Source organism: Rhodococcus sp. IEGM 1241, assembly GCF_033142365.1.
Classification (GTDB): Bacteria; Actinomycetota; Actinomycetes; order Mycobacteriales; family Mycobacteriaceae; genus Rhodococcus_F; species Rhodococcus_F erythropolis.
In genome coordinates, this window is record NZ_JAWLSE010000005.1 from 599331 (window position 1) to 623514 (window position 24184).

26 protein-coding genes and 1 tRNA gene are annotated in these 24184 nt (G+C 62.6%); 6 read left to right on the top strand and 21 right to left on the bottom strand.

Annotated features, from left to right (window positions below):
• Positions 1-76 precede the first annotated feature (76 nt).
• Both R4P70_RS23970 and R4P70_RS23975 read right to left on the bottom strand, forming a co-directional pair.
• A complete protein-coding gene (locus tag R4P70_RS23970; protein ID WP_230544038.1) occupies positions 77-691 on the bottom strand; it encodes a class F sortase in 615 nt (204 codons plus the stop codon).
• Entirely contained in the window at positions 688-1419 is a 732-nt protein-coding gene (locus R4P70_RS23975; RefSeq protein ID WP_317832110.1) for a hypothetical protein, read from the bottom strand. The genes R4P70_RS23970 and R4P70_RS23975 overlap by 4 nt, the downstream gene beginning before the upstream one ends.
• Before the next feature lie 337 nt (positions 1420-1756).
• On the opposite strand from R4P70_RS23975, the gene R4P70_RS23980 reads away from it, so the two are divergent.
• The 4 genes from R4P70_RS23980 to R4P70_RS23995 all read left to right on the top strand — a co-directional run bounded on the left by R4P70_RS23980 (position 1757) and on the right by R4P70_RS23995 (position 4162).
• Positions 1757-2200: a hypothetical protein gene (locus R4P70_RS23980; RefSeq protein WP_317832112.1), complete on the top strand. Its 444-nt coding sequence runs from the start codon at positions 1757-1759 to the stop codon at positions 2198-2200.
• A gap of 21 nt (positions 2201-2221) precedes the next feature.
• The gene (locus tag R4P70_RS23985) at positions 2222-3043 is read left to right on the top strand and encodes a class II glutamine amidotransferase (RefSeq protein WP_317832114.1); all 822 of its coding nucleotides are present in this window, start codon (positions 2222-2224) and stop codon (positions 3041-3043) included.
• Between the two features lie 61 nt (positions 3044-3104).
• Positions 3105-3785: a hypothetical protein gene (locus R4P70_RS23990; RefSeq protein ID WP_317832115.1), complete on the top strand. Its 681-nt coding sequence runs from the start codon at positions 3105-3107 to the stop codon at positions 3783-3785.
• A gap of 35 nt (positions 3786-3820) precedes the next feature.
• Positions 3821-4162 (top strand): hypothetical protein, encoded by a 342-nt coding sequence (locus R4P70_RS23995; protein ID WP_047888127.1) that lies wholly within the window; start codon positions 3821-3823, stop codon positions 4160-4162.
• On the opposite strand, the gene R4P70_RS24000 is transcribed toward R4P70_RS23995, so the two are convergent.
• Entirely contained in the window at positions 4163-4618 is a 456-nt protein-coding gene (locus R4P70_RS24000) for a hypothetical protein (RefSeq protein ID WP_279164105.1), read from the bottom strand.
• A 466-nt stretch (positions 4619-5084) separates the two neighbouring features.
• On the opposite strand from R4P70_RS24000, the gene R4P70_RS24005 reads away from it, so the two are divergent.
• Positions 5085-5510 carry a hypothetical protein gene (locus R4P70_RS24005; protein WP_046378606.1) on the top strand — a complete coding sequence of 142 codons (426 nt, stop codon included), beginning with the start codon at positions 5085-5087 and terminating at the stop codon, positions 5508-5510.
• Between the two features lie 219 nt (positions 5511-5729).
• Positions 5730-5891: a hypothetical protein gene (locus R4P70_RS24010; protein WP_198586352.1), complete on the top strand. Its 162-nt coding sequence runs from the start codon at positions 5730-5732 to the stop codon at positions 5889-5891.
• A gap of 61 nt (positions 5892-5952) precedes the next feature.
• Here R4P70_RS24010 and R4P70_RS24015 read toward each other — a convergent pair.
• From R4P70_RS24015 to R4P70_RS24100, 18 genes are all read right to left on the bottom strand, one after another.
• Positions 5953-6026 (bottom strand) — tRNA-Pro (locus tag R4P70_RS24015).
• A gap of 102 nt (positions 6027-6128) precedes the next feature.
• Entirely contained in the window at positions 6129-7556 is a 1428-nt protein-coding gene (gene der, locus R4P70_RS24020; protein WP_019748583.1) for a ribosome biogenesis GTPase Der, read from the bottom strand.
• Positions 7553-8233 (bottom strand): (d)CMP kinase, encoded by a 681-nt coding sequence (gene cmk / locus R4P70_RS24025; protein WP_029255443.1) that lies wholly within the window; start codon positions 8231-8233, stop codon positions 7553-7555. Before cmk ends, der begins: the two co-directional genes overlap by 4 nt.
• Positions 8234-8244: 11 nt before the next feature.
• A complete protein-coding gene (locus R4P70_RS24030) occupies positions 8245-9321 on the bottom strand; it encodes a pseudouridine synthase (protein WP_317832152.1) in 1077 nt (358 codons plus the stop codon).
• 446 nt (positions 9322-9767) lie between these two features.
• Complete coding sequence (scpB, locus tag R4P70_RS24035; RefSeq protein WP_317832123.1) at positions 9768-10496, bottom strand: SMC-Scp complex subunit ScpB; 729 nt, start codon at positions 10494-10496, stop codon at positions 9768-9770.
• Positions 10493-11365, bottom strand: coding sequence for a segregation and condensation protein A (locus tag R4P70_RS24040; protein WP_019748586.1), 873 nt, complete (start codon positions 11363-11365; stop codon positions 10493-10495). Before R4P70_RS24040 ends, scpB begins: the two co-directional genes overlap by 4 nt.
• Positions 11365-12378 (bottom strand): ParA family protein, encoded by a 1014-nt coding sequence (locus tag R4P70_RS24045; protein ID WP_020969711.1) that lies wholly within the window; start codon positions 12376-12378, stop codon positions 11365-11367. The genes R4P70_RS24040 and R4P70_RS24045 overlap by 1 nt, the downstream gene beginning before the upstream one ends.
• 143 nt (positions 12379-12521) lie before the next feature.
• Positions 12522-13445, bottom strand: coding sequence for a site-specific tyrosine recombinase XerD (xerD, locus tag R4P70_RS24050; RefSeq protein ID WP_019748588.1), 924 nt, complete (start codon positions 13443-13445; stop codon positions 12522-12524).
• A 1-nt stretch (position 13446) separates the two neighbouring features.
• Entirely contained in the window at positions 13447-14079 is a 633-nt protein-coding gene (locus R4P70_RS24055; protein ID WP_141487234.1) for an NUDIX domain-containing protein, read from the bottom strand.
• A 6-nt stretch (positions 14080-14085) separates the two neighbouring features.
• Positions 14086-15846 carry a CTP synthase gene (locus R4P70_RS24060; protein WP_003946139.1) on the bottom strand — a complete coding sequence of 587 codons (1761 nt, stop codon included), beginning with the start codon at positions 15844-15846 and terminating at the stop codon, positions 14086-14088.
• A 156-nt stretch (positions 15847-16002) separates the two neighbouring features.
• Complete coding sequence (locus R4P70_RS24065; protein ID WP_019748590.1) at positions 16003-16956, bottom strand: copper transporter; 954 nt, start codon at positions 16954-16956, stop codon at positions 16003-16005.
• Positions 16953-18137, bottom strand: a complete 1185-nt coding sequence (gene steA, locus R4P70_RS24070; protein ID WP_020907868.1) for a putative cytokinetic ring protein SteA — start codon at positions 18135-18137, stop codon at positions 16953-16955. Before steA ends, R4P70_RS24065 begins: the two co-directional genes overlap by 4 nt.
• A gap of 86 nt (positions 18138-18223) precedes the next feature.
• The gene (gene recN, locus R4P70_RS24075; protein ID WP_003946143.1) at positions 18224-20002 is read right to left on the bottom strand and encodes a DNA repair protein RecN; all 1779 of its coding nucleotides are present in this window, start codon (positions 20000-20002) and stop codon (positions 18224-18226) included.
• 2 nt (positions 20003-20004) lie between these two features.
• Positions 20005-20952, bottom strand: coding sequence for an NAD kinase (locus tag R4P70_RS24080; protein WP_019748593.1), 948 nt, complete (start codon positions 20950-20952; stop codon positions 20005-20007).
• Positions 20949-21806: a TlyA family RNA methyltransferase gene (locus tag R4P70_RS24085; protein WP_029255446.1), complete on the bottom strand. Its 858-nt coding sequence runs from the start codon at positions 21804-21806 to the stop codon at positions 20949-20951. Before R4P70_RS24085 ends, R4P70_RS24080 begins: the two co-directional genes overlap by 4 nt.
• 1 nt (position 21807) lies before the next feature.
• Entirely contained in the window at positions 21808-22050 is a 243-nt protein-coding gene (locus tag R4P70_RS24090) for a hypothetical protein (RefSeq protein WP_019748595.1), read from the bottom strand.
• A gap of 76 nt (positions 22051-22126) precedes the next feature.
• Positions 22127-23110, bottom strand: coding sequence for an HAD-IIA family hydrolase (locus tag R4P70_RS24095; RefSeq protein ID WP_020969715.1), 984 nt, complete (start codon positions 23108-23110; stop codon positions 22127-22129).
• Positions 23107-24048, bottom strand: coding sequence for a hypothetical protein (locus tag R4P70_RS24100; RefSeq protein WP_073513327.1), 942 nt, complete (start codon positions 24046-24048; stop codon positions 23107-23109). Before R4P70_RS24100 ends, R4P70_RS24095 begins: the two co-directional genes overlap by 4 nt.
• Between the last annotated feature and the right edge of the window lie 136 nt (positions 24049-24184).

A 24184-nucleotide genomic window follows, 5' to 3' on the forward strand; every position in this document is an offset into this window, starting at 1 on the left:
CGGACTTTCGAAACGTGCGTGGATGGCCACGAACGCGGGGCCCAGTTTATCAACCGTTCCGACGTCTGGTTTTCGGCTATGCGGGCACCGGAGTTCCCCACGCGACGTCGTTGTCCTCGTAACCGAAGGGTGGACCGACGAACTCGCCGCCGCAGGTGATCAGCGCGAGGGTTTCCGGTCCGTCGAGGCTGTTCAATCGCTCGACCGGCAGCTCGCCGTCTTTGCCATAGTGATCGACCGCGTCGATACGGTAGTTCCAGGTCTGTCCCCCGGCGCCCGCCACGGTCACGATCGAGCCGATTTCCAGTGTCGAGAACTTCTTTCCGAAACCGTCACCCTGATAGATGTCGTTGATGTGTCCGGTGATCACCACGGTGCCCGCGCCCGAACCCGGGAATGCCGAATCTGCCCACCATCCGATCTCACTGACATCCTCGGGCGGAATGAGCGAGCCGTCTGTCGTCGTCTTGATCGACAGAACGTCAGCGGTGCTGTCGACTATGCGAAGCGTGGTCGGGACATCCGGACCGTCGACCACAGCGCGAATCTCTGGCGGCAAATCTTGTTGGCCGGTCGCGAGGACGCGGGTCGGCGAGTCACCGTCGTCAGAACATCCGCCGATCAAGAGCATTGTCGCCACTACTGCGGCGGCCCATGTTCGACGGACCGTGAATCCAGGTGCCGCTGTCACGGGCGAGAAGTCGGGCCGGACGGAATCTGGGAAATTGGTACGCGGTTTCCGACGTCACGACCGGGAAGTGCGTCACCGGAATCCCCACCGTTCCCACCGGAACCGTCACCACCGCCGTTCCCGCCACCGCTTCCATTCCCGCCGCCGCCGGGGCCCGGGCCGGGGCCGGGGCATTCACCTCCCGGATCGGTGGTGTCTCCTGCCAAGACAATCTTGACTGCCGAGAGGTTGACCGTCTGGTTCTGTGCCACTTGTCCAGGAGTTGTGACGTCGAATGCAAGCTTGGCACGAACCGGAATGACCGAGCCGTCGTCGGCATCGGTGACCGTTGATCCTGAGCGACCGAGATCTTGGGTCAACGTCATTCTGGAGATCAGATCCTGATCTCCGGTCAAGCCGGCGCCGTCGATCCGAAGGGTCCCTCGGACGGGACTTCCGTGGGCTCTGATCGTCACCGCTGCGCGAAACTCGAGAATGTCTCCCGGCACTGTCCGCCAAGCCTCGATCGAGTTGATCTTCGTTCCCGGCGAACCAGTCGAGATGTCGTACCAACCGTCGATCACTGCCGGATCAAGTGACATCGAATTGTCGTTGATCTCGGGAGTGCACGCGTGGGTGAGTGCGACTGGTGCTGCCGATCCCACCGCGGGAAGTGCCGTCGATACAACAGCTGCCAAGACGAAGGCCGTCGCGGAGATGCCCGCGGAACGCCTGCCGAAGATCGTCATTCTCTCGCTACTCTTTTCCGCGGACCGTAGCTTCCGGTCAATTCAGTCAAAATACCAGTACAGCTGGATAAATAGGTCGAATTCCGTGCCGAATTCTTCTTGTTTTCTGTGAACTTCGGTTACGAGCAATTCCTCCGCACACGCGTTCCGGCAAGGGGTACATCGCATCAACAGGGGCCAGAAGTTACATTTCGCCCGCACATCGGAGCAGAACGCACTGATTTCTCACCGAACCGGACCGGCATTTCCGTTTCACGACAGTCGGCCGGTGGAACAACGATCGGTACAACGTGCCGGGCACGTGTCCGGTCACCCCTCCGAATCAAGGGAAACCGCCATGTCGGATACAACGTCAGTCAAGCAGGGTTTCGCGGTAGGAACATCGATCGGGGCAGCAGTCATCTTGGTGACGGTCGGTATCGTGCAGTTCTTCCAAGGAATCGCTGCCGTCGCCGAAAACGAAGTGTTCGTAGTCGGGATCGACTACGTCTATCAATTCGACCTGACGACGTGGGGTTGGATCCATCTCGTGCTGGGCGCGCTCGTCGCTCTCGTCGGTCTCGCATTGTTCACCGGAACGGCGTGGGCGCGGGTATCGGCAGTCGTGATCTGTGCCATCTCGATCATCGCGAACTTCTTGTGGCTGCCGTATTACCCCTGGTGGTCGACTCTCATCATCGCGCTGAACATCGTCGTGATCTGGGCTGTGTCGACATGGAAGCCCGCCCAGACGACGCACGCCGCTGCGCATGCACCGTCAACGCCGACTCAATCTGTTTGAGTTGAAAGCATGTGTAGGTGGATGGCGTATTCGGGAGAGCCGATACTGGCCCATGACTTGCTGTTCAGGCCACAGCACTCGCTGATCGACCAGAGCCTGCATTCTCAACTCGGGGCCACGACGACAAATGGCGACGGCTTCGGAATCGGTTGGTACGGGGAGGGGCCCCAACCGGCAGTTTTCAAGAGCATCGAACCCGCGTGGAACGACTCGAACCTGCGCGAGGTCACCTCTCAACTGCGCACCCCTCTCATGTTCGCCCACGTGCGCGCTTCGACGGGAACTGCAGTGCAGCGCAGCAACTGCCACCCATTTCGGCACGGCAATTGGTTGTGGATGCACAACGGTTCACTACGCGGATTCCACGACATGAAAAGGGAATTGGTGACTGCCATTGATCCGTCGCTCTTTCCGGATCTCGAAGGATCGACGGACTCGGAAACCTTGTTCTTCCTCGCGCTGACGTTCGGCCTGACCGACGATCCGTTCGAAGGTGTCGCGAGGGCCGTCGGATTTGTCGAGCACACGGCTCGCTCGCAGGGAATCGACAATCCGGTTCAGATGACCGTTGCCACGTCGGATGGCGTCTCCACCTGGATCTTTCGCTATTCGAGCGAGAACCGGTCGAGGTCACTGTTCTTCTCCACCGAGATCTCCACGTTGCGCAAGCTCCATCCTGAGGTGGATGCCCTGCACCATCTGAGTGAGGAGACCCGAATCGTCGTATCCGAGCCTCTGCGCGACCTTCCCGGAGCATGGAACGAGGTTCCCGAATCCGCCGCAGGCGTCATCCGGCCCGGACGGGACGAGATGCGGAACTTCGCGCCGATCCCACCCCGATAGGTAAAGCATGACGCAGACCTGTTGCGCCGAATTCTCCCGCGGGATGGGTCAAGATGGCTTGATGTGGAAACAGGCACTCGGGTTTGCTTTGTTCGGTGCGACCGTTGCCATCGTCACGGCGGCGCTGACACAAGGATCGTCACAGGCGTCGGCCACGATCATCCTCTTTTCGGGTGGCACGACAATCTCGGGCTTCGCGGGTGAATCGCAATGGGCCTGGCCCATCGAGGCTGCGGTGATCGGCGCCGTTCTGGGCGCGCTGACCGGGCTCGTACTCCACCTCGCGGGTGTGCGAATCTCCGGAGGTCAGGACAATCGAATGCTTCGAACTGTGGTGGCAGGCCTTGTGGGAGTCACGCTTGGGTTGACGCCCCTGTTGGTCTTGATCAGCATGGCATTCACCAGGTCGGTTGACATCGGATGGTCCCCGCTCCTGGTTTATGCCGTCAGCGGTTTCCTGGCCTACGGTCTGGCGGTCGCCGCCGTGTTCGGAGTTCTTCGCGCTGCCGGGGATCGACTTACTACGCGCACGACGCAGGCGGTGGCGGCGATGCTTCCGGTCGGGGCGTTGGCGGCGACGACTGTAGGTGTCGGTACTGCGTGGAGGCTGGGCTTTTCCACCGCCGCTCCCACCTGGATCGCGGTCGTGCTGCTGGTGGTTCTCGTATTGGCCATGACGTTCGTTGCGGCCCGGGCGTGGGCTCTACGGATTCAGCCTCGTGACTTACCAGAAGTCGCATAGGCAGTGGGACGATTGATTCGGACGGGTGCGTCGAGATGAGGGGCGAACGAATCTTCGCGGGACTCGTCGTCGGCCTCCTACTGGGGCTGTTCGGCTACCTGCCATTGGTACTCCTGTGGCAACACTTCGCGGACGTCCCGCAGCCGCAGCTGTATCCGAACCGTTCGTTCACGTCGTTCGGGCCCAACCCACCACCGCTCACCTACTGGATAAGTTGGGCGGCGCCTGCCGCCGTGTTCGTCTTGCTCGGACTTATGACTATTCCCAGTCGCACCGGCCGGCAATTCGCGTTGCCATTGGTGTTTGCGTTCCTTCCGGTCGCTGCAATGGTGGCGTGGTTCTGGATCTCGATGGAACTGTTCTTCAGCCCCGACTGATCACTCACTCGACCGCATATCGCGAACCTCACCGCGCGCACGAGCAATGGCGCCCTTGTTGCGCAATGCGATCCCCTGATGCACCGCAGCAAGTACCAATGCCAGCACTGCCGCAGGGAGGCTCCCCACCATCGAGAGCAGAGAAGGCATATCCGAGCTGAAAGCGGTAAAGAAACCCACTACTGCAGCGCAGAGCATTGTCGCCGAGACGATCCAGGAAACTAATGGTCGCGGAATCACGGCTGGAATGACGCACAGAGCCACCGGCAACGCCAGCACCAAGAAGAGCTCCCGCCCGAAATAGTCATGAATCGAGCGGTAGCAATCAGCAGAACTGAGCGGGCCTAGACCTATTTCGCAATCGGTGATCTCGTACAGCGGCCACTGTGCCGTCGCGGATCCTAGGATCCCGGTGGCAACCGCTAGTACAACCCACGCGATCCGAATCCCCGTCATACGAAGAGATCATGCCAGTAGGGAAAATTGTGCGCCGGCGCAGAAATCGGTTGCAACCCAAAATGCACGAAGGAGCGATAACGTCGACGGTAATCGAAGAAGGGACCAACGACGTTGATCGCATTGGGCGCACTGATTCTTGCTACTGCTGCCCATGTCTACGGCGCTCGCCTCGCAGCTCACGGAAACTACGGGTGGAGAATACCTCTCGCGGTGGGACCGTCCTCATCGCGAGCGGCACACCATGTTCGGCGTGCGCAACTCGCAGGTTGGGTTTTGAGCCTGATCGGGACATTCCGCGTCGTTGGCAACTATTGGGAGACAGCACCTCTTTTGAGTGCGGGTATCGCAGTCGCTGTACTCGGAATAGTTAACGGCCTGCCGAGTTTGACTGTCACCCTGATGCACAATCGACGGCCGCAACAGGCTTGAAGTTTTCGAGCATGTTTTGTGGAAGGGTGCTTGCATGGCAACACAACCGCATGGCCAGTCCATAACCCCGGCGTGGAAAGTATTCACGGCCATCGGTTTTGCAGGTGTTGTGGGCGCTGCCGTGACGTACTTCCGAGACGGGTCCACTTTGGCGATCATTGGCGGGATGGTCATCCTCGCGATTGGTCTGCCGCTTACTGTCTGGTCCTTCCTGCGAATGCTGCGTGAGAATCGAGGACATCGCCTTCATTGGTGGAGAACACCGCCGGTCAATCCGAGGAACGTCGACCTGTCTCGTGCTGTCGGCATTCCGACTACAATATTCGGTGCACTGGCCATCTGGCTGAATACAGCAGGTTCGGCGCCGTGGTGGTTGGCAGCAATCTTTACCGCCATTCTGATCGCGCTCTTCGGAGCAACCGTTGCCGTCCACAATATTCGCCTCAGTCAGCGAAACTGAGCTAGCCTTCCGCGCATGCCGGTTTCTGCGGATGTTCGCGAGCGCCTTCGGTCTTACTTGGATCCAGATGACGAGATCCGGTACGTATTTCCAGCAGACGTTCTGATGAGCGCGAAACCGAGTGTGTTTGTCGTGGTGAGCCGAAAGGCGATCACCGTGTTCTCCACGAGCTTTCGGTCCAGAAAAGTGCCGCGGACGGTCCTTACACGGTTTCCGAGAATGACCGTTCTCGGCCCGGTCGATACTGCATCCACACCGCACTTCACTGCGGCGGGCATTACGTACGAGATCGACGAAGAATATGTTGCAGTCGTGAATGCTGCCGACGCGGAGCTCACGTCACCGCAGGACTTCCCACGAGATCCGTTGCCGAACCTGTGAGGCACATACAAAAAAGGCAGTTTCTCATTTCTGAGAAACTGCCTTTTTGATCTAACTTCGGTCGGGCTGACAGGATTTGAACCTGCGACCACTTGACCCCCAGTCAAGTGCGCTACCAAGCTGCGCCACAGCCCGTCCCACGCCCTTGTTTCGGGCGCTTGGAAAGATTACATCAGGGACGGGCCGAAGTACCAATCGGCTGGTCAGAGCCTTTTCGGTACCGATCTGGACGCAGAATCAGCGGCCCTTACGGTCACGCTTCTCGCGCACTCGTACGGATACGCGGATCGGGCTGCCGTCGAAGTTGAACTCTTCACGCAGACGCCGCTCGATGAAGCGGCGGTAGCCGGCCTCGAGGAAGCCCGTGGTGAAGAGAACGAATGTCGGCGGGCGTGTGCTTGCCTGAGTCGCGAACATGATGCGAGGCAGGCGACCACCACGCATCGGAGGCGGCGTAGCCGCCACAACTTCCTTGAGCCAGGTGTTCAGGCGACCCGTGGGGATGCGCTTGTCCCAGGACTCCAGAGCCGTGTCGAGAGCCGGCACGAGCTTCGCCACGGCGCGACCGGTGTGGGCGGAGATGTTGACTCGCTGAGCCCACGGAACGCGGACCAGATCGCGGTCCACTTCCTTGTCCAGCATGAGTCGACGGTCCTCGTCCACGAGGTCCCACTTGTTGAACGCGATCACCAGTGCACGACCCGTGTCGGCCACCATGCTCAGAACACGCAGGTCCTGCTCGGTGATCGGCTCGTGTGCGTCGATGAGCAGGATCGCGACCTCAGCGGCCTCGATTGCGCTCTTCGTACGCAGCGACGCATAGAACTCCGCACCGCTGGCATGGCTGACGCGCTTGCGCAGACCAGCTGTGTCGACGAAACGCCAAGGGCGCCCGCCGAGTTCGACGATGGAGTCGACCGGGTCGACGGTGGTGCCGGCAACATTGTGCACGACGGACCGCTCGTCACCGGACAGCTTGTTGAGCAAGCTGGACTTTCCGACGTTCGGCTTTCCGACGAGAGCAACACGACGCGGGCCGCCGCCGGGGATACCTTCACGCGGGGTTTCCGGTAGCTTCTCGAGAACCTCGTCGAGCAGGTCGCCGGTACCGCGTCCGTGCGTCGCACTCACGGAGTACGGCTGACCGAGGCCCAAGGACCACAGCGCTGCAACCTCGGACTCGGTGCGTCCGTCGTCCACCTTGTTGGCAACGAGGATGACCGGAGTCTTCGAGCGGCGAAGCACTCGAGCGACAGCTTCGTCCGTCGTCGTAGCGCCGACAACGGCGTCGACGACCAGGAGAATGGCGTCAGCCGTTCCCATGGCCAATTCGGCCTGGCGGGCAACGGCCTGCTGAAGACCCTTTGCGTCGGGTTCCCATCCGCCGGTGTCCTGGACGAGGAAGCGCCGTCCGGCCCAGTTCGCCTCGTACGAGACGCGGTCACGGGTAACGCCGGGGATATCCTCGACTACCGCTTCACGACGGCCGATGATGCGGTTGACGAGCGTCGACTTGCCGACGTTCGGTCGACCGACAACAGCCAAGGTCGGGACGGCAATGTGCGCTTCGCCTTCGCCGTCCGCTTCGAGATCGGCGTAATCCCACTCCGATTCCTCGGACCAAGTTCCGTCACCGGCATATTCGGTTACCAGATCGTCGCTCACTGCACTGCTCCAGTTCTGTCGCTGACCACCAACAGCAACTTGGCGATCACATCTTCAATTCCCAATTCGCTCGTATCCACCAGGATGGAATCCTCGGCAGGGCGCAACGGCGACACTGCCCGAGTCGAATCGAGATGGTCACGGCGCTGCACATCAGCCAGCACCGCTTCGTAATTGTCTTCACGGCCTTGGCCGACGTTCTGCGTATTGCGCCGTGCTGCACGGGTTTCCGCCGATGCGGTCAAGAAGATCTTGACATCTGCATCGGGGAGTACGACGGTTCCGATGTCGCGACCTTCCACTACAATCCGCTCCGCACCGGCCGCCAACTCACGCTGAGTGGCGACCAGCAGGTCGCGAACCTCGGGCACAGCCGAGACCGCGGAGACAGCCTTGGTGACCGCGTCGCCGCGGATCTCCTCACTGACGTCCGCGCCGTCGAGATGCACCTGCTCACTGCTTGGATCGGTACCGATGGACCACGGCAATGCCGCAACGGCAGCGGTGATCGCGGCGGAATCAGCCAGATCGATTCCCTGACGAAGCACGTGCAGGGTCGCGATCCGGTAAATGGCTCCGGTGTCGAGGTAGCGAGCACCCAAACGCTGCGCCAACGCGCGAGAGACGCTGGACTTGCCGGTTCCGGACGGTCCGTCCATAGCGACTACCAGCGGCATGGACGAATCGGTCACAGGCCGACCGCCTCGTACAGTCCACCGACCTCGCTACGTCCGAGGACGCGCTGCGTTCCCGGACGCTGATCGCCGAGAGCGACAACTCCGACGTTGGTGCGAACCAGACGGACAACGGGGTGACCGACGGCATCGAGGAGGCGACGCACGATGTGCTTACGGCCCTCGTGCAGAACGAGCTTGACGAGCGTCTTGCCCTCGTTGATCTCGAGCACGGTGAACGCGTCCACCTTGGCCGGACCGTCATCGAGAGTGACACCGTCACGCAGCTGCTTGCCGGTGCTGCGCTCGACAACGCCGTGAACCGTGGCGAGGTACGTCTTCGGAACCTCGAACGACGGGTGCATCAGGCGGTGAGCCAAATCGCCGTCGTTGGTGAAGAGGAGCAAGCCTTCGGTGTCGGCGTCGAGACGGCCGACATGGAAGAGCCGCTGACCCGATTGAACGCGCTCGGAGACGATGTCACCGACGCACGGACGACCGAGATCGTCGGACATGGTGCACTGCCAGCCACGCGGCTTGTTCATCGCGAGGTAGACGAGGTCCTTCTGCACGACGACGCGGACGCCGTCGACACGAACCACTGCGTTCTCGGGGTCGACACGCAGACCCTGCTCGACCACGATGCGGCCGTCGACCTCGACGCGACCCTGGTCGATCAGTTCTTCAGCTGCACGGCGTGATGCGACGCCGGCCTGAGCCAGCACCTTCTGCAAGCGGACGCCGTCGCCCTTCGGCGGGCCGTCGTGCTTGGTGATCTCGGCATGCTGATGACGTGCCGGCTTGGCGTTGGAGACCAACGGGTTCTGAGAGACGACGCGCTGCGGCTTCTCGGTCTTCGGCTTGCCACGCTTGTTGGTCGCCGGCGGTGTGGGAGCTGCCGGGCGCTTGCGCGGAGGTCCGTCGAACTTGGATCCACGAGGTGCGTTCGACCATGCGCCGCCGCGAGGAGCGTCGGGGCGTGCGCCGCGCTGATCGTCACTACGACGGTCGGCGCCACCGCGCGGTGCCCGACGGGCGTCTACGTGGGGGGTACGGCGGTCATCGCTGCGGGGTCCGCGGCGGTCGTCAATGCGCGGTCCGCGACGATCGTCGTTGTAGCCACCACGACGGTCGTCCGTACGTGCGGGGCGACGGTCGTCGCTGCGCGGCGGGCGACGGTCATCGCTGCGCGGCGGGCGACGGTCATCGCTGCGCGGCGGGCGACGGTCATCATTGAATCCACCGCGACGGTCGTCCGTGCGGGGACGGTCGGATCCGGCGTTGCGGTCGTATCCGGAGGTACTGCGGGAAGTGTTGCTGCGTCCACCACGGGGCGCTTCGCTACGTGCGCCGCGGGGGGCGTCGCTGCGACCACCACGGGGTGCATCGCTGCGTGCGCCGCGGTTGTCGCGGGAGTTGTTACGGTCCGGTGTGCCATCTCGGCGAGCGGGATTGTTCACTTTTTTCCTGTCAGTTTTCTACTGTTTCCCGAGCGTGGTCGGGTCTTTCTCGGTGCTGACGAGCGCCGGAATTCCGGTCAGTCGTCGACTTCGGTGTCCACTACGTCAGCGGGCATGTCTGCCTTGTTCATTCTCGCAAATCGCGGATCGGATTCCAGGCTTTCGCTGATGTCGTCGATGAGATCGACATCAGGCAAGAGCGGGGCCAACTCCGGGAGCTCGCTGAGCGAGGCCAGGCCGAGCCGTTCGAGGAACAGTTCGGTCGTGGAGTACCGTGTCGCGTTGGTGTCCGGGTCAGGCCCGGCTTCCGCGATCAGTCCGCGGGCAAGGAGGGTGCGTACCACCCCGTCCACGTTGACGCCTCGTACCGCACTGATCCGCGCACGAGTCAACGGTTGACGGTATGCGACTACGGCCAAAGTTTCCAATGCCGCCCTGGTCAATTTGGTGCGTGCGCCGTCCAATAGCAGCTTTTCCACGTACGGGGCAAACTCTTGTCGCGTGTACAGACGCCATCCGTCGCCCGCGTAGCGAAGGTCCATTCCGCTGCCGCGAGCGGTCAATGCGGCCGACATCGACGTCAGGCGTTCTTCGACGCGCTCCGGCGCGGTTCCGGTGACAGATGCGAGTTGGTTCACTTCCGCCGGCGAATCCACGACAAGCAGAAGCGACTCCAGCACTGCGTCGAGTTGATCGTCGTCGAGGTCGAAATCGGGTGCAGACTCTTCGGACTCCGAGGCGTCGTCGGTAGGCTCGATAATCTCGTCTAGCTGCGAAGACTCTGATTCCGTCGGTTCGGCATTCATCCGTAGTCCTCCTCTGTGACCGGCGCGGCCGGGTCGTCTCCGGTCCAACTCACCATCAGCGGTCCGAGGGCCTCGGGTTGCTCGAACACGATGACCTGCCGGCGATACAGCTCGAGCAATGCGAGAAACCTTGCCACTATCTCGACGGTGATTTCGCACTCGGCAACGAGGTCCCCGAATGGTGTCCACTCCCCGATGCCTCGCTCGCGCAGCAACTCGAGAATTCGCTCGGCCTGTTCGGGTATCGAGATATTGGACACATGGAGGTGATCGAGGCCCACTGTCGGCACCGGACGCGGTGTGAACACCGTCGCCGCGATCTCCGCAAAACGCTGAGGGTCGACGCCCAACAACACCTCGGGCAGGAGTTCGGTGAACTGATCCTCGACGGCAACAGAGCGCGGATAGCGCCGCAGCGCTGCTTCCTCCAACTCACCGAACAGCGCCGCAACCTGTTTGTACGCCCGGTACTGCAGCAGTCTCGCGAAGAGAAGATCACGTGCTTCGAGAAGCGCCAGATCCTCCGCGTCCTCGACCTGCCCGGCGGGCAACAACCTGGCCGCTTTCAGATCCAGAAGCGTAGCTGCGACGACCAGGAATTCCGTCGTCTGATCAAGGCCCATCGCACTGCCGAGTTCCTTGGTGTACGCGATGAAATCGTCCGTGACGGTGTGAAGGGCGACTTCGGTGACGTCGAGCTGCCGTTGATTGATCAGGTTCAACAGCAGATCGAACGGGCCTTCGAAGTTCCGGAGAGTGACTCGGAAACCGGCAGCCTTGGCTGCGGTCTGAGCGTCGGTCGGGACGTTCGGATCGATCGAATCCGGCTCGACTTCGACCGGATCTTCTTGCGATGCAATCAGTTCCACTAACGACCAGACCGGTGAATGACCTCGCGGGCCAATGCTCGATATGCCTCGGCGCCAGCCGATTTCGGCGCCCACGTCGTGATCGGCTCACCGGCGACGCTGGTTTCGGGGAATCGAACGGTGCGGTTGATCACCGTGTCGTAGACGACGTCGCCGAACACCTCGACCACTCGCGCCATCACCTCACGAGCGTGCAGGGTCCGGGCGTCGAACATCGTGACGACGATGCCGGCCAACTCGAGCTTCGGATTGAGACGGTCGTGCACCTTTTCGACGGTGTCGTTGAGAAGTGCCAGGCCGCGCAGGCTGAAGTACTCGCATTCCATCGGAATGATGACCGAATCGGCGCACGCCAGCGCATTCACCGTGAGCAGGCCAAGCGACGGCTGGCAGTCGATGAGCACGTAGTCGTACCGATCGAGAACCGGGTGCAGCACGCGCCCCAAAGTCTGCTCACGCCCGACCTCGGTGACCAATTGAATCTCGGCGGCCGAAAGGTCGATGTTGCTGGGGAGCAGGTCCAGACCGTCCACCCGAGTGCGCATCAACACGTCGTCGATGGACACACGCGGTTCGACCAGGAGATTATGGACGGTCAGTTCCAGGTCGTGATGCTGAACGCCCAGACCAGCAGACAACGCTCCTTGGGGATCGAGATCCACCAAGAGCACTCGGCGACCGTATTCGGCCAACGACGCGCCCAGGTTGATGGTCGACGTCGTCTTGCCGACGCCGCCCTTCTGGTTGCACATCGCGATGATCATCGCGGGTCCGTGGTGCGCCAACGGTGTCGGTTGGGGTACCTCGCGGACCGGCCGGCCCGTCGGACCGAGTTCTTCCGTGGAAACAGCAGGGGTTTCCGCAGGTGGAGAGGCTACTGGCGTCGTATCTATTTCGAACATCGCCTCTGGTTCGGAGGGTACAGCTGGTGCTGATTCGTTCACGCGCTCGAAGAGTTGGGCATTGACATGCGGCGGCGCGGACTCCGCCGCTGGTGGCTGCGATGTCGACACGGTCCGATGCTCCCCTACTCTTTCGGCGGTTGCTCTCGGCGCCGGCAAACCCCCGAAACTGCGGTGGAGGCCGCTCGCGCTCCTTGAACGCTACCGCTTACATCACCGAATGGTCTCGCAGACACGCATGAGCCAACCAACGCCTAACGGGCGCGTGGGTGTGCCTGAGCCCACACTTCGCGCAGCGCTGTGACGGTGACCAGTGTGTAGATCTGCGTCGTGGTTACCGAAGCGTGACCGAGAAGTTCCTGCACGACACGTACGTCCGCGCCGCCGTCGAGCAGGTGTGTGGCAAACGAGTGCCTGAGCGTATGGGGTGAGACGTCCGCCTTGATCCCGGCCGACGCGGCCGCGTCCTGAAGAATCTGCCATGCACTCTGACGCGAGAGGCGTCCCCCGCGAGCGTTGAGAAAGAGGGCAGGAACACCACGCGTCGCGAGGCTGGGGCGCCCGCGGACGAGATACGCGTCGACGGCGGCGATCGCCGGCCTGCCGACGGGGACGATCCGCTGCTTGCCGCCCTTGCCCTTGAGCAGCACGGAACGGGTTTCGGTGTCGATGTCGTCGACGTCCAGATCGATCGCCTCGGTGATGCGTGCTCCGGTCGAGTACAGAAGCTCGAGCAGAGCGCGATCCCTCAGGTCGCGGGGCCCGTCACCGGCCGCACCGCCACCCGAAGCGTCGAGTAGGGCGATCACGTCGTCGAGCGGCAGAGCCTTGGGCAGCTTGCGTCCGGGCGTCGGCGGCTTGACCGTTCGAGCCACATCGACACCGACCAGGCCCTCGGCGGCGGAAAACTTGTGGAATCCGCGGACCGCGATCAGGGTCCTCGCTGCCGAACTGGCCGCCAACGGTACGACTCCGGCATCTTTGTCACCCAGGCGCAGATGAGTCACGAATTCGGTGACGTCGTTCTCCGTCACGCCCGCAACGTCGTCGATGCCGCGCCCGTTCAAATACTCCGCGTACCGATTCAGGTCGCGGCGATACGAAAGCAGAGTGTTGCGCGCAGATCCTCGCTCGACCGCTAGATGGTCGAGATACGAGTCCACCTGTCGGGCAAGCACTTCAGGCTCGCGACTTGCGTTCTCCGAATGCGCGAGGACGATCGGGCCACGGTGCGTCGGCGGGGCGTAGCGGCTTTCCCGTCGAGCGTGCGGTAGCGATCGCGAGAATGCCCGATACCGCGGTGGCATTGACGATGTCACCGCGCAGCGCCATGTCGACGGCGTCGGCGAGCGGAACTCGCGAAATCTCGAGATCGGCTTCTTCGTGTTCGGGATCGTCGCGCTCCACCTCGTGCAGCCCCTCGGCGAGGAAGACGCGAACCGCCTCGTCCGTGAACCCGGGTGAGAGAGCTACATCGACCAGCACCGACCATCGATCGGCGCCGAGTCCGGTTTCTTCGCCCAGCTCACGCGCCGCCGCCTCGACCGGGCTCTCCCCCGCAGCGTCGAGCAGACCGGCAGGGATTTCCCACAACCGGTGCGCGAGCGGGTGACGGTACTGGTGAATCAGCACCAGGTTGTCGTGCTCGTCCAGTGCCACGACGGCAACGGCGCCGTGGTGTTCGACGACTTCCCGATCGGCACGCTGACCACCAGGCATCGCAACGGTGTCGACGCGCAACGCGATGATCGCGCCGGTGTAGACCGTCTTGGAGCCGAGGGTGTCGAATTCGTGCCGACCGGGATCGCTCATCTGTGGCTAGACCTTTTCCACGTTCTCGACTGCAGCGTCGAGCGCTGTCTCGGTGGCAGCGGTGTCGATCTTCTCGTCACCGTGGACGTCGACGGGCAGGCGCTCTTCGAGCTTGTACGTCAACGCTGCTTCGACGAAGGCGGCGAACAGCGGGTGCGGGCGCGTCGGGCGGCTCTTGAGCTCCGGGTGTGCCTGGGTGGCAACGAAGAACGGATGCTGCTCACGCGGGTACTCGACGAACTCGACCAGGTGACCGTCCGGCGAGGTTCCGCTGAACTGCAAGCCGGACTTGGCAATCCGGTCGCGGTACGTGTTGTTGACCTCGTAGCGGTGACGGTGACGCTCGGAGACGTCCTCGGTTCCGTAGGCCTGAGCGACGACGGAACCCTTGGTCAGCACGGCCGGGTAAGCACCCAGACGCATTGTGCCACCGAGGTCGGCGTCACCGGCGATGACGTCTTCCTGATCAGCCATCGTGGAGATGACCGGGTGCTTGGTGTCCGGCTCGAACTCGGCCGAGTTGGCGTCGTCGAGGCCGACGCTGCGAGCAGCTTCGATGACGACGCACTGCAGACCCAGGCACAGACCCAGCAGCGGCAGCTTGCGCGAACGTGCGAAACGGATCGCGCCGAGCTTGCCCTCGATGCCGCGGATGCCGAAGCCGCCCGGGATCAGAACACCGTCGACGTCACCGAGAGCGGCCTGCGCTCCGGCTTCCGTCTCACAGGCATCCGACGGAACCCAGGAGATCTCGACCTTGGACCGGTTGGCAAATCCACCGGCGCGCAGTGCCTCGGTGACGGAGAGGTATGCGTCGGGCAGGTCGACGTACTTGCCGACCAACGCGACCCGCACGGTCTCACGCGGCTGGTGAACACGATCGAGGAGGTTGCCCCACACGGTCCAGTCGACGTCGCGGAACGGGAGACCGAGCTGGCGAACGACGTAGGCGTCGAGGCCCTCACGGTGCAGAACCTTCGGGATGTCGTAGATCGAGGGAGCGTCGGGCGTCGAGATGCAGGCGTCGACGTCCACGTCGCACATCAGGGCGATCTTGTTCTTGAGGCCCTGCGGAACGTCACGATCGCAACGAAGGATCAGCGCGTCGGGCTGAATGCCGATGCTGCGCAACGACGCAACCGAGTGCTGCGTGGGCTTGGTCTTGAGTTCTCCGGAGGGGCCGAGGTACGGCACGAGGGAGACGTGCAGGAAGAAGACGTTGTCGCGGCCGACGTCGTGGCGGACCTGGCGAGCGGCTTCCAGGAAGGGCTGCGATTCGATGTCGCCGACGGTTCCACCGATTTCGGTGATCACGACATCCGGGCGGTGTCCCTGCAGATCCGGACCGCTCATCTCGAGGATGCGACGCTTGATCTCGTCGGTGATGTGCGGGATGACCTGAACGGTGTCACCGAGGTACTCGCCGCGGCGTTCCTTGGCGATGACCGTCGAGTACACCTGGCCGGTGGTGACGTTCGCCTGACCGGATAGGTCACGGTCGAGGAACCGCTCGTAGTGCCCGACGTCGAGGTCGGTCTCGGCACCGTCTTCGGTGACGAACACCTCGCCGTGCTGGAAGGGGTTCATGGTGCCCGGATCCACATTGAGATAGGGATCGAGCTTCTGCATGGTCACGCGCATTCCCCGCGCGGTCAACAACTGTCCCAGGCTCGAGGCGGTCAAACCTTTGCCGAGCGAGGAAGCTACACCTCCGCTGACGAAGATGTGCTTGGTGGCGGTACGCGTGTTAGTGCGTGACTGTGGCAAAGGGGCTCCCGTGACGACTGTGCAGGGCTTGGTCTGATGAAGCATGCTGGGGCCTGCCGACCCACGGGATTTCACGGTAACACCTATCGGGGGTCGGTGCCTACAACGCGCCGACTTTCCGCCCCCGATGTGACCGGCGTATCAATACCGGGGTGTTCAGTTGGTGGGTGCGCCGACGGTAACCGCCGCCGCTCCCGGTCCCGTGCCGTAGCGGCCGGCGCCGCCGTTCAACTGTTCCTGAAGTGCCAACGGCGTCGTGATCTTGCCCGATTCCCGGTCGATGTTGTCGATGGTCGTCAAGCCCGCTGAGAGCGCCGCGTCCGCACGCGCGACGGCAACAGGACCACTGCCCTCGGCCGAGCCAGGCCGGCCCGCGAGAATCGTTCCTGCGCCGCGTCCGTCGAGAGCACCGGCAAACCGGGCGATGACGGCGCCGCGGTTACCCGTGGCTGCGTCGGATTCGCTCTTGTTGTCGCCGGTGAGGACCACGGCGAGCTGAGCCGGCTTGACCGCTCCGTCGTCGTAGCTGATGAAACCGGCGCTACGCAGCGAGTCGAGCGCGAGATTCATCTCGTCCGGAGTGCTCTGCGGTTCGCTGTTCTGCCCGTTGAGAAGCAGAACCGAACCGAGCAGATCACCTGCGAGACTGCCCTGATCGACCGCACCGGTCTTGAGGGTGATCCCCGCAGGGATGACATTGGTGACGACGGTCCGCAAGCGGTCACCACCGGTGGCGTCGACAAACGAATCGGTGAGCGAGACGCGTCCGGTCACGGCACCGCCGGCGGCAGTGACGAGTCGGTTGACACCGTCGAGATCACTGGGATCCGCGTCCGGTGCCGTGATGACGACGACGGTGCGACCAGCGAGACTGTCACGCACGACGCGACCGCCGACAGCGGCATCGAAGCCGTCCGCGGAATTGAGTTGCTGCTGAAGCTGATTGGACTGTTGATTGAGGTCTTCGATCTCGTTCTGCAGGTCCGCCTTGTCGTCACGCAGACCGGACAGCAATCCACTCGACAGCATTCCGGAACCGAGCACCACGCCGATCGCGAGTGCCAGAAAGATTGCCGCTATGGAAATTGCATGTTGACGCATCGAAATCACTTGAAGAGCCCCTGAACCCACAGCGCGAAGCTGTTCCACGTTGCGATTGCCCAGTCGAGAACTTCACTACCGGCATTGGACACGACCAGGGCGACGATCACTGCCACCAGGGCGGCGAGCACCAGGAGCGCGATCGCGCCGCCGGACACTCGACTTCGATACAGAGTTGCGACGGCCTTGGCGTCGACCAGTTTCGGTCCAACCTTGAGCCGTGTCATGAACGCCGACGGATTGCTTTCACGACGCCCACGGTCGAAGAACTCGTCCAAGGACACCACGTTGCCGACCGTCACGATCAGTGAAGCTCCGTGGTGATCGGCAAGCAGCAGCGCAAGGTCGGTCGGTGAGCAGGTCGCCGGGAACGTCATCGCCCCGATACCGAGATCCTGGATTCGGGAAAGCCCCGCCGCATGACCGTCCTGGTCTGCAGGCAGAACAACTTCCGCGCCGGACTTGAGCGTGGAACTGGTGATTTCCTCCGGGTCGCCCACGATCAGATCGGGGCGGTATCCGGCCTTGCTCAACACGTCCGCACCTGCGCCGACACCGATCAAGATCGGCGAATACTCCTTGATGAAGGGCTTGAGGTTCTTCAGATCGGTCTCGCGTTCGGGGCCATCGGAGACGACCACGACATGGCGGTCCTTCAAGTCGATATCGATGTCCGGAACACCGATTCCGTCGATGAGCAACGGGCTTTCGGTGCGGATGAACTCGATGGTGTTACCCGAGAACGCTTCCAAGTGATCGACCAGGCCGGTCTTGGCCTCGATCATCCGGTCGGAGATTTCGGCCTCGGTCTGCTCTTCACCCTTGACGAGGCTCTTCTCGCCGTTGAAGATCTCGCCCTCGTGCAGGCGGATCTTGCTGCCGTCCTTGATGTTCTTGAAGACATCACCGTCGACGGCATCGATCAGAACGATGTCGTTGGCGACGATCACTTCCGGTCCGAGGTTGGGGTACCGCCCCGAAATCGACGGCGACGCGTTGACCACGGCCATGACTCCGGCTTTCACCAGAGCATCGGCGGTCCGGCGATCGATGTCGATTTCGTCGAGGATCACGATGTCTCCAGGACCGACACGGCGCAGAAGCTTCGCCGTGTTCCGATCGGCCCTGGCGATGCCACTGATCCCAGGCAAGGATTCGGTGTTACGTGAGAGCAATCCGGGCATCTTCATGGCTTCGATGATGAACCTGAAACCGCGTTGACCGGTGGAGGCGCGCCGACAACTACCACATCAGTCACACCAACACCACAGAACCTTCAATCTGTGACGCGGGCCGCATTCGCGATCTCGAGCAGTTCTTCGGCGTGCGCACGACCGGTTTCGGTGTCGTCCAGCCCTGCCAACATACGGGCCAATTCGACCACCCGATCCGAATCCGACAAGGTCCGCACGCCACTGCTCACCACTCCGCCTTTGTCGTCGACCTTGTCCACCACGAGGTGGGTGTCGGCAAACGCAGCAACCTGCGGAAGGTGGGTGACAACGATAACCTGATGCGTGCGAGCAAGTTTCGCCAATCGGCGGCCGATCTCGACAGCAGCGCGGCCACCGACCCCCGCGTCCACCTCGTCGAAAACCATCGTCGCACCGGTGTCGCTACCAGCGAGAACAACCTCGAGCGCCAGCATGACGCGTGACAGCTCACCACCGGAAGCGCTCTTGCTGATCGGAAGTGACGGTGCCCCACTGTGCGCGGACAGGCGAAATTCCACCTCGTCGACGCCGGCAGACCCGGCATGCAGGTCTACTCCCCCGACACTGAGCGGCGCCGAGTCCTGCGGGCCGGCAGGCTGCGAACGCACAGTCACTTCGAGGCCCGCACGTCCCATCGCCAGACCGGCGAGTTCCGCGCTGACGGCTTTGGCGAGCTTTGCCGCCGCCTTGACTCGCGCGGCGCTCAGCTTGGTAGCTGCCTCCGCGGTCAGGCCAGCCGTCTCCTCGACCTGCTTGGCCAACAGTGACAACGCATCCGAGGACACGTCGAGTTTGGATAGACGAGCGCGAGCAGTATCTGCCCATTCGAGAACACCGTCGACATCGGCGGCGTACTTGCGAGTCAGAGTCTTCAGTTCCGATTGCCGCGACAACAAAGAGTCCAGAGCACCCGGGTCTGCGGGCAGCCCGGACAGGTAGGTGTTCAGGTCACCGGCAACGTCGGTGACGACGGCAATAGCGTCGGCCAACCGGGAACCGAGGCCATCCAGATCGGCGTCAGTGACCGACTCGATGCGCGCCCTCGCTTCGGACATCAGGTCTAGCGCCGGCATGACACCGACGTCGCCGCTTGCCATGTCGTCACTACCGGCGAGCGCAGCATGCGCCTCTTCCGCAGCCGAGCGGAGCGAATCGAGTTCACTGAGTCGACGAACTTCGGCAACGATCGCCGTGTCCTCGCCGGGCTCGGGTGCCACGCCGTCGATTTCGTTTAGCGCGAAGGTCAACTGATCTGCTTCTTGCGCCAGTTCACGAGCCTTCGACGTGCGCTCGATCAACTCCGAACGAGCATCGAGCCATTCACGACGGTGTTTGCGGTACCTCGTCAGCAGCGTTCCGATTGCCTTGTCCCCGAAGCGGTCCAGCGCGTTGCGTTGCTGGTCGGGACGAAGCAATCGCAGCTGATCGTTCTGTCCGTGGACAGTCAGAAGTGGGTCCGTGAATTCGGAGAGAACTCCCGCCGGCACGCTTCGTCCGCCGAGATGAGCCCGAGACCGCCCATCGCTGCCGACTGTCCGCACGGCGATGATGGTCCCGTCCTCGTCGCGCTCGGCGCCGGACGATTCCAGGATTCGGACGATCTCACGCTCGGTGGCCGGTGAGACGTCGTCGGCGATGAATCGTCCTTCGACAACGGCCCGCGACGCGCCCAACCGCACTCGACCGGCATCCGCTCGCGCTCCGCTGAGGAGGTGCAAGCTGGTGACGACCATCGTTTTACCTGCGCCGGTTTCACCGGTCAGGACGGTCAGGCCCTCGTGAAACTGGGCGCTGGCCTCGGAGATCACACCAAGACTGTCGATACGGATCTCTGCGAGCACGATTAAGGCTTCCTTCCTCGCCATCCGGTAACCGGAAGCTCGAACTTGCGAACCATCCGATCAGCGAAAGGCGCAGAGTCCAACCGGACCCACTTGACGGGAGTAGCGCCGCGAACGATCTCGACGCGAGCGCCGGCAGGCAGTTCCAAGGTACGACGGCCGTCGCAGAAGACCAGGCCGTCGTGGCTACCGGCGACGGTCTCCACCGCGATGATCGAATTCGGGCTGGTGACCAACGGCCGCGCGAACAGCGCATGCGCGTTGCTGGGTACGACGAGCAATGCTTCGAGTTCGGGCCACACGACGGGGCCGCCTGCGGAAAATGCATAAGCGGTCGAGCCTGTGGGAGTTGACACGAGAACACCGTCGCAACCGAACGCAGACACCGGTCTGCCATCGACTTCGAGGACAACTTCGAGAACTCCCAGACGCGAACGGTTCTCGATACTGGCCTCGTTGAGCGCCCACCCGCGGTCGATGATCTCGTCGTCCACCCGAATCACGACGTCGAGTGTCATGCGAGACTCAACGCGATATTCCTTGCGAACTACTTGTGCGAGAGCCTCGTCGAGATGCTCGGCCTCGGTCTCTGCCAGAAATCCGATCCGTCCGAGGTTGATGCCCAGTACCGGAATGGACGCTTCTTGAGCGAGTTCGGCGGCGCGCAGAAACGTGCCGTCGCCACCGAGGACAAGTACCAACTCGCATCCAACGGCAGCATCAGGGCCGGGATGAACAACCGTGACGTCGAGACCCGGCGCAGAGAAACCCTCTGGTTCCGTCATTGCTTCGATGCGCGAACTGTCTGCTTCGTCGACGAGGACTCGCAGTCCGATTCCCGCGCGCTCGAAGATCTTCCCGACCCGCTTGGCAGTTTCCGTGATGTCACGTCGACCAGGGTGTGCGACAAGAAGGATCTCGCGCGACTCGCCGTTCGTGACCGCGTTCACTGGGGCCCTTCCTCTACAGCCTTGCGAATCATGTCCTCCACCGTAGGAATTCCCTCGGTGTTCGTCTCGGCGTCGGTATCCGTCTCTTCATCGCCGGATGTACCCGACTTTCGAAGCCACAGGAAATACTCGACATTTCCCGACGGACCGGGCAATGGGCTGGCCACGACACCTAACGTCCGCAGACCTACCTTTGCAGCAGCCTCCGACACGTCGAGCACAGCGGAGATTCGCAGTTCCGGATCTCGTACGACGCCACCGGCACCGACGCGGTCCTTGCCCACCTCGAACTGAGGCTTGACCATCGGAACCAGGTCCGCGCCGTCAGCGGTACAGGCGACAAACGCCCCGAGTACCAGTTTGAGAGAGATGAACGACAGGTCCGCGACAACGAGATCGACAGTTCCGCCGATCGTCTCGGCATCGATAGCGCGAACATTGGTTCGGTCGATGACATGAACTCGGTCGTCGGACTGCAGGCGCCACACCAATTGGCCGTAACCGACGTCGACGGCGACAACTTCCTTCGCACCGCGTGTCAGCAGAACGTCCGTGAACCCGCCGGTGGAAGCGCCGGCGTCGAGGCACCGGCGACCTTCGACCGTCAATCCTTCGGTACCGAAGGCGTCAAGGGCACCGATCAGTTTGTGAGCACCGCGCGACGCCCACGAAACTTCCTGCTCCACCTCGACGACCCGAAGTGGCGTTCCGGCTTCGATCGCCGTCGCGGGCTTGGTCGCAACTGCTCCGGAAATGAGAACTCGGCCCGCGGAGATCAGTTCTTGCGCATGATCTCTCGATCGTGCCAGACCGCGACGGACCAATTCGGCGTCCACCCGTGCTCTACGTGCCACGTCAAGCCCTGTCCACAGAGGCGAGTGCCTGGACGAGCACCTCGTGTGCCTGTTCCAAAATATGTGCCTTCTGCGGAATCACACCTGCTCCGTGATGATCGTTCGGATCGTGTTCGATGCCGCCGAGGCGTGCCAGCAAACCGTCGACGTCAGAACGTATTCGTTCCGGATCGACGGTAGGGCGTGACCCGGGCAGCGGTGATCCGTTGCTCGAGTTTCCGGGGTGCGGTGTCGGCGTGCTCATCGGGCACAACGTTAGTGCATGACTCTCCGTTGCGCATACACCCGCACCCCCGCGAGTCGAACACATATGCGAGAAATCAGGCCAGCCAGGAAGCAAACAGATCCGCCACGCCGGCATCCGACGCTTCCAGCGTCTGGAACGACGGATTAGCCCATGCGACAGGCGCAACCGCACGTAGAAGTGACATTTCGTCCCCGACAACCGGGCCGTCGACAACCAGCGCCGACCCGTTCACGGAGACAGACCACTTGGAGTCCGCACCGACCAGCGATTCGACAGCCGGCTGATTGAGCGAATCCAGAGTTGCTGCAATGTAGGTGGGGCGCTGCTCAATCGGAGCCCGCAGTACGTCGCCCGGCGTGCTCACACCGGTCAGTACCAACAGTGAGTCGATCGAAACAGCATGTGCGCCTTCGATATCAGTGTCCAAGCGATCACCGACGACCAGTGGACGCGAGCACCCACTGCGTGCAAGCGCATCCTCCATCAGCGGAGCAGCAGGCTTGCCTGCCACCAAGGGTTCCTGCCTCGTGGCGGCGCGCAGAGCCGCCACCATCGAGCCGTTGCCGAGCACCAAACCTCGTTCCGACGGCAGTGTGGTGTCCAGGTTTGCAGCCACCCACAGCGCCCCGGCCCTGATCGCCAAGCATGCCTCGGCGAGGATCGACCAGTTGGTCTCCGTCGAATGTCCTTGGACGACTGCAACCGGGGAATCCGCGAATTCGCGCACCGGAAACAACCCGACGCGTGTCACCTCGTCGGCCAATGCATCGGTACCGACGACGAGTACGGCGGCACCGGGTTCGAGACGCTCAGCCAACAGGCGCACCGCCGTCTGAGAACTGGTGACCACGCGATCGTCTTCGGAATCGAAACCGAGTTCGGTCAGATGTGCGGACACTGCCGAAGGCGAGCGACTCGCATTGTTGGTCACGTAGTACAGAGCCTGCGTACCCTGACCCAACGCAGCCTGGGTGCCGGGAATCGCATGAGCTCCGGCGTACAGCGTGCCGTCGAGATCGAGCAAAAGTACGTCGTACTGAGTACGAAGCACGGTCACTGATCTTCTCCGGTCAACTCGGCCACCCGTTCTTCAGCATCCGTGTCACCCTCGAGGTCTGCAGCTGCAGCATTGAGGAACCACTTCAATCCGTCTTCGACACGACCTGCTGCAACGAGGGCATCAGCGTACGCATAGAAAAGCCGAGCCGCCGCTTCACCGGTACGCGCTGCGTCAAGATCCTTGGTCTGCAGTGTGACAACTGCCTGATCGAACTGACCGAGATCCATGCGGGCGCCGGCGACCACGATCCTCAACTCAGAAGCCTCGTCGCCGGAAAGCAGGGCAGCCTCGTCGCTACGACCGAGCTCGATTGCGCGTTCGGGTCGACCCAAACCGCGTTCGCAGTCGGCCATGACAGCGATCAGACCCGGTCCACCAGCCATTCGACGGGCAGCGCGAAGCTCGGAGAGAGCTTCAGCCCATTCACCGGCGTGGTACGCGGTGATTCCAGCAGCTTCACGAACGACCGCAATTCGGCCGGCGCGCTGACGAGCAGCGCGCGCGTGGAGCAGTGCAAGTTCCGGGTCTTCGTCGACAAGCTTGCCTGCCATGACGAGGTGACGCGCAACTGTGTTGGCGTTGTCCTTGTCGAGGCTGAGCAGATCTCGACGCACGGCCGGGTCCAACTCGGTGGGCTCTACGTTGTCGGGCAAATCCGGTTCGTCAGGTCGTGCTTGCTGACGGTTGCGGTCGCCGTCGCGTCCACGAGGGGTGAACCCACCCTCGCCGCCGCGACGCTGTCCGCCGTTGAATCCGCCGCCACGGTTACTGTTTCCAGCACCGCCACGGTTGTTGTCTCCGGCACCACCGCGGCGGTCTCCGCCTGCAGCGCCGCGTGATCCACGCCCGTCGTTGTCACGACGGGGGCCACCTGATCGAGGCGCTCCTCCCCCACGGAAGGACCGACGCTCGTCGCCATTCTCCGACACAGTCATTCCTCTCATACAACGCACGAAAGGGGACCCAATATGTTGGGTCCCCTTTCGGTTAACGGGTGTTCGGCGGTGTCCTACTCTCCCACACCCTGTCGAGTGCAGTACCATCGGCGCTGAAGGGCTTAGCTTCCGGGTT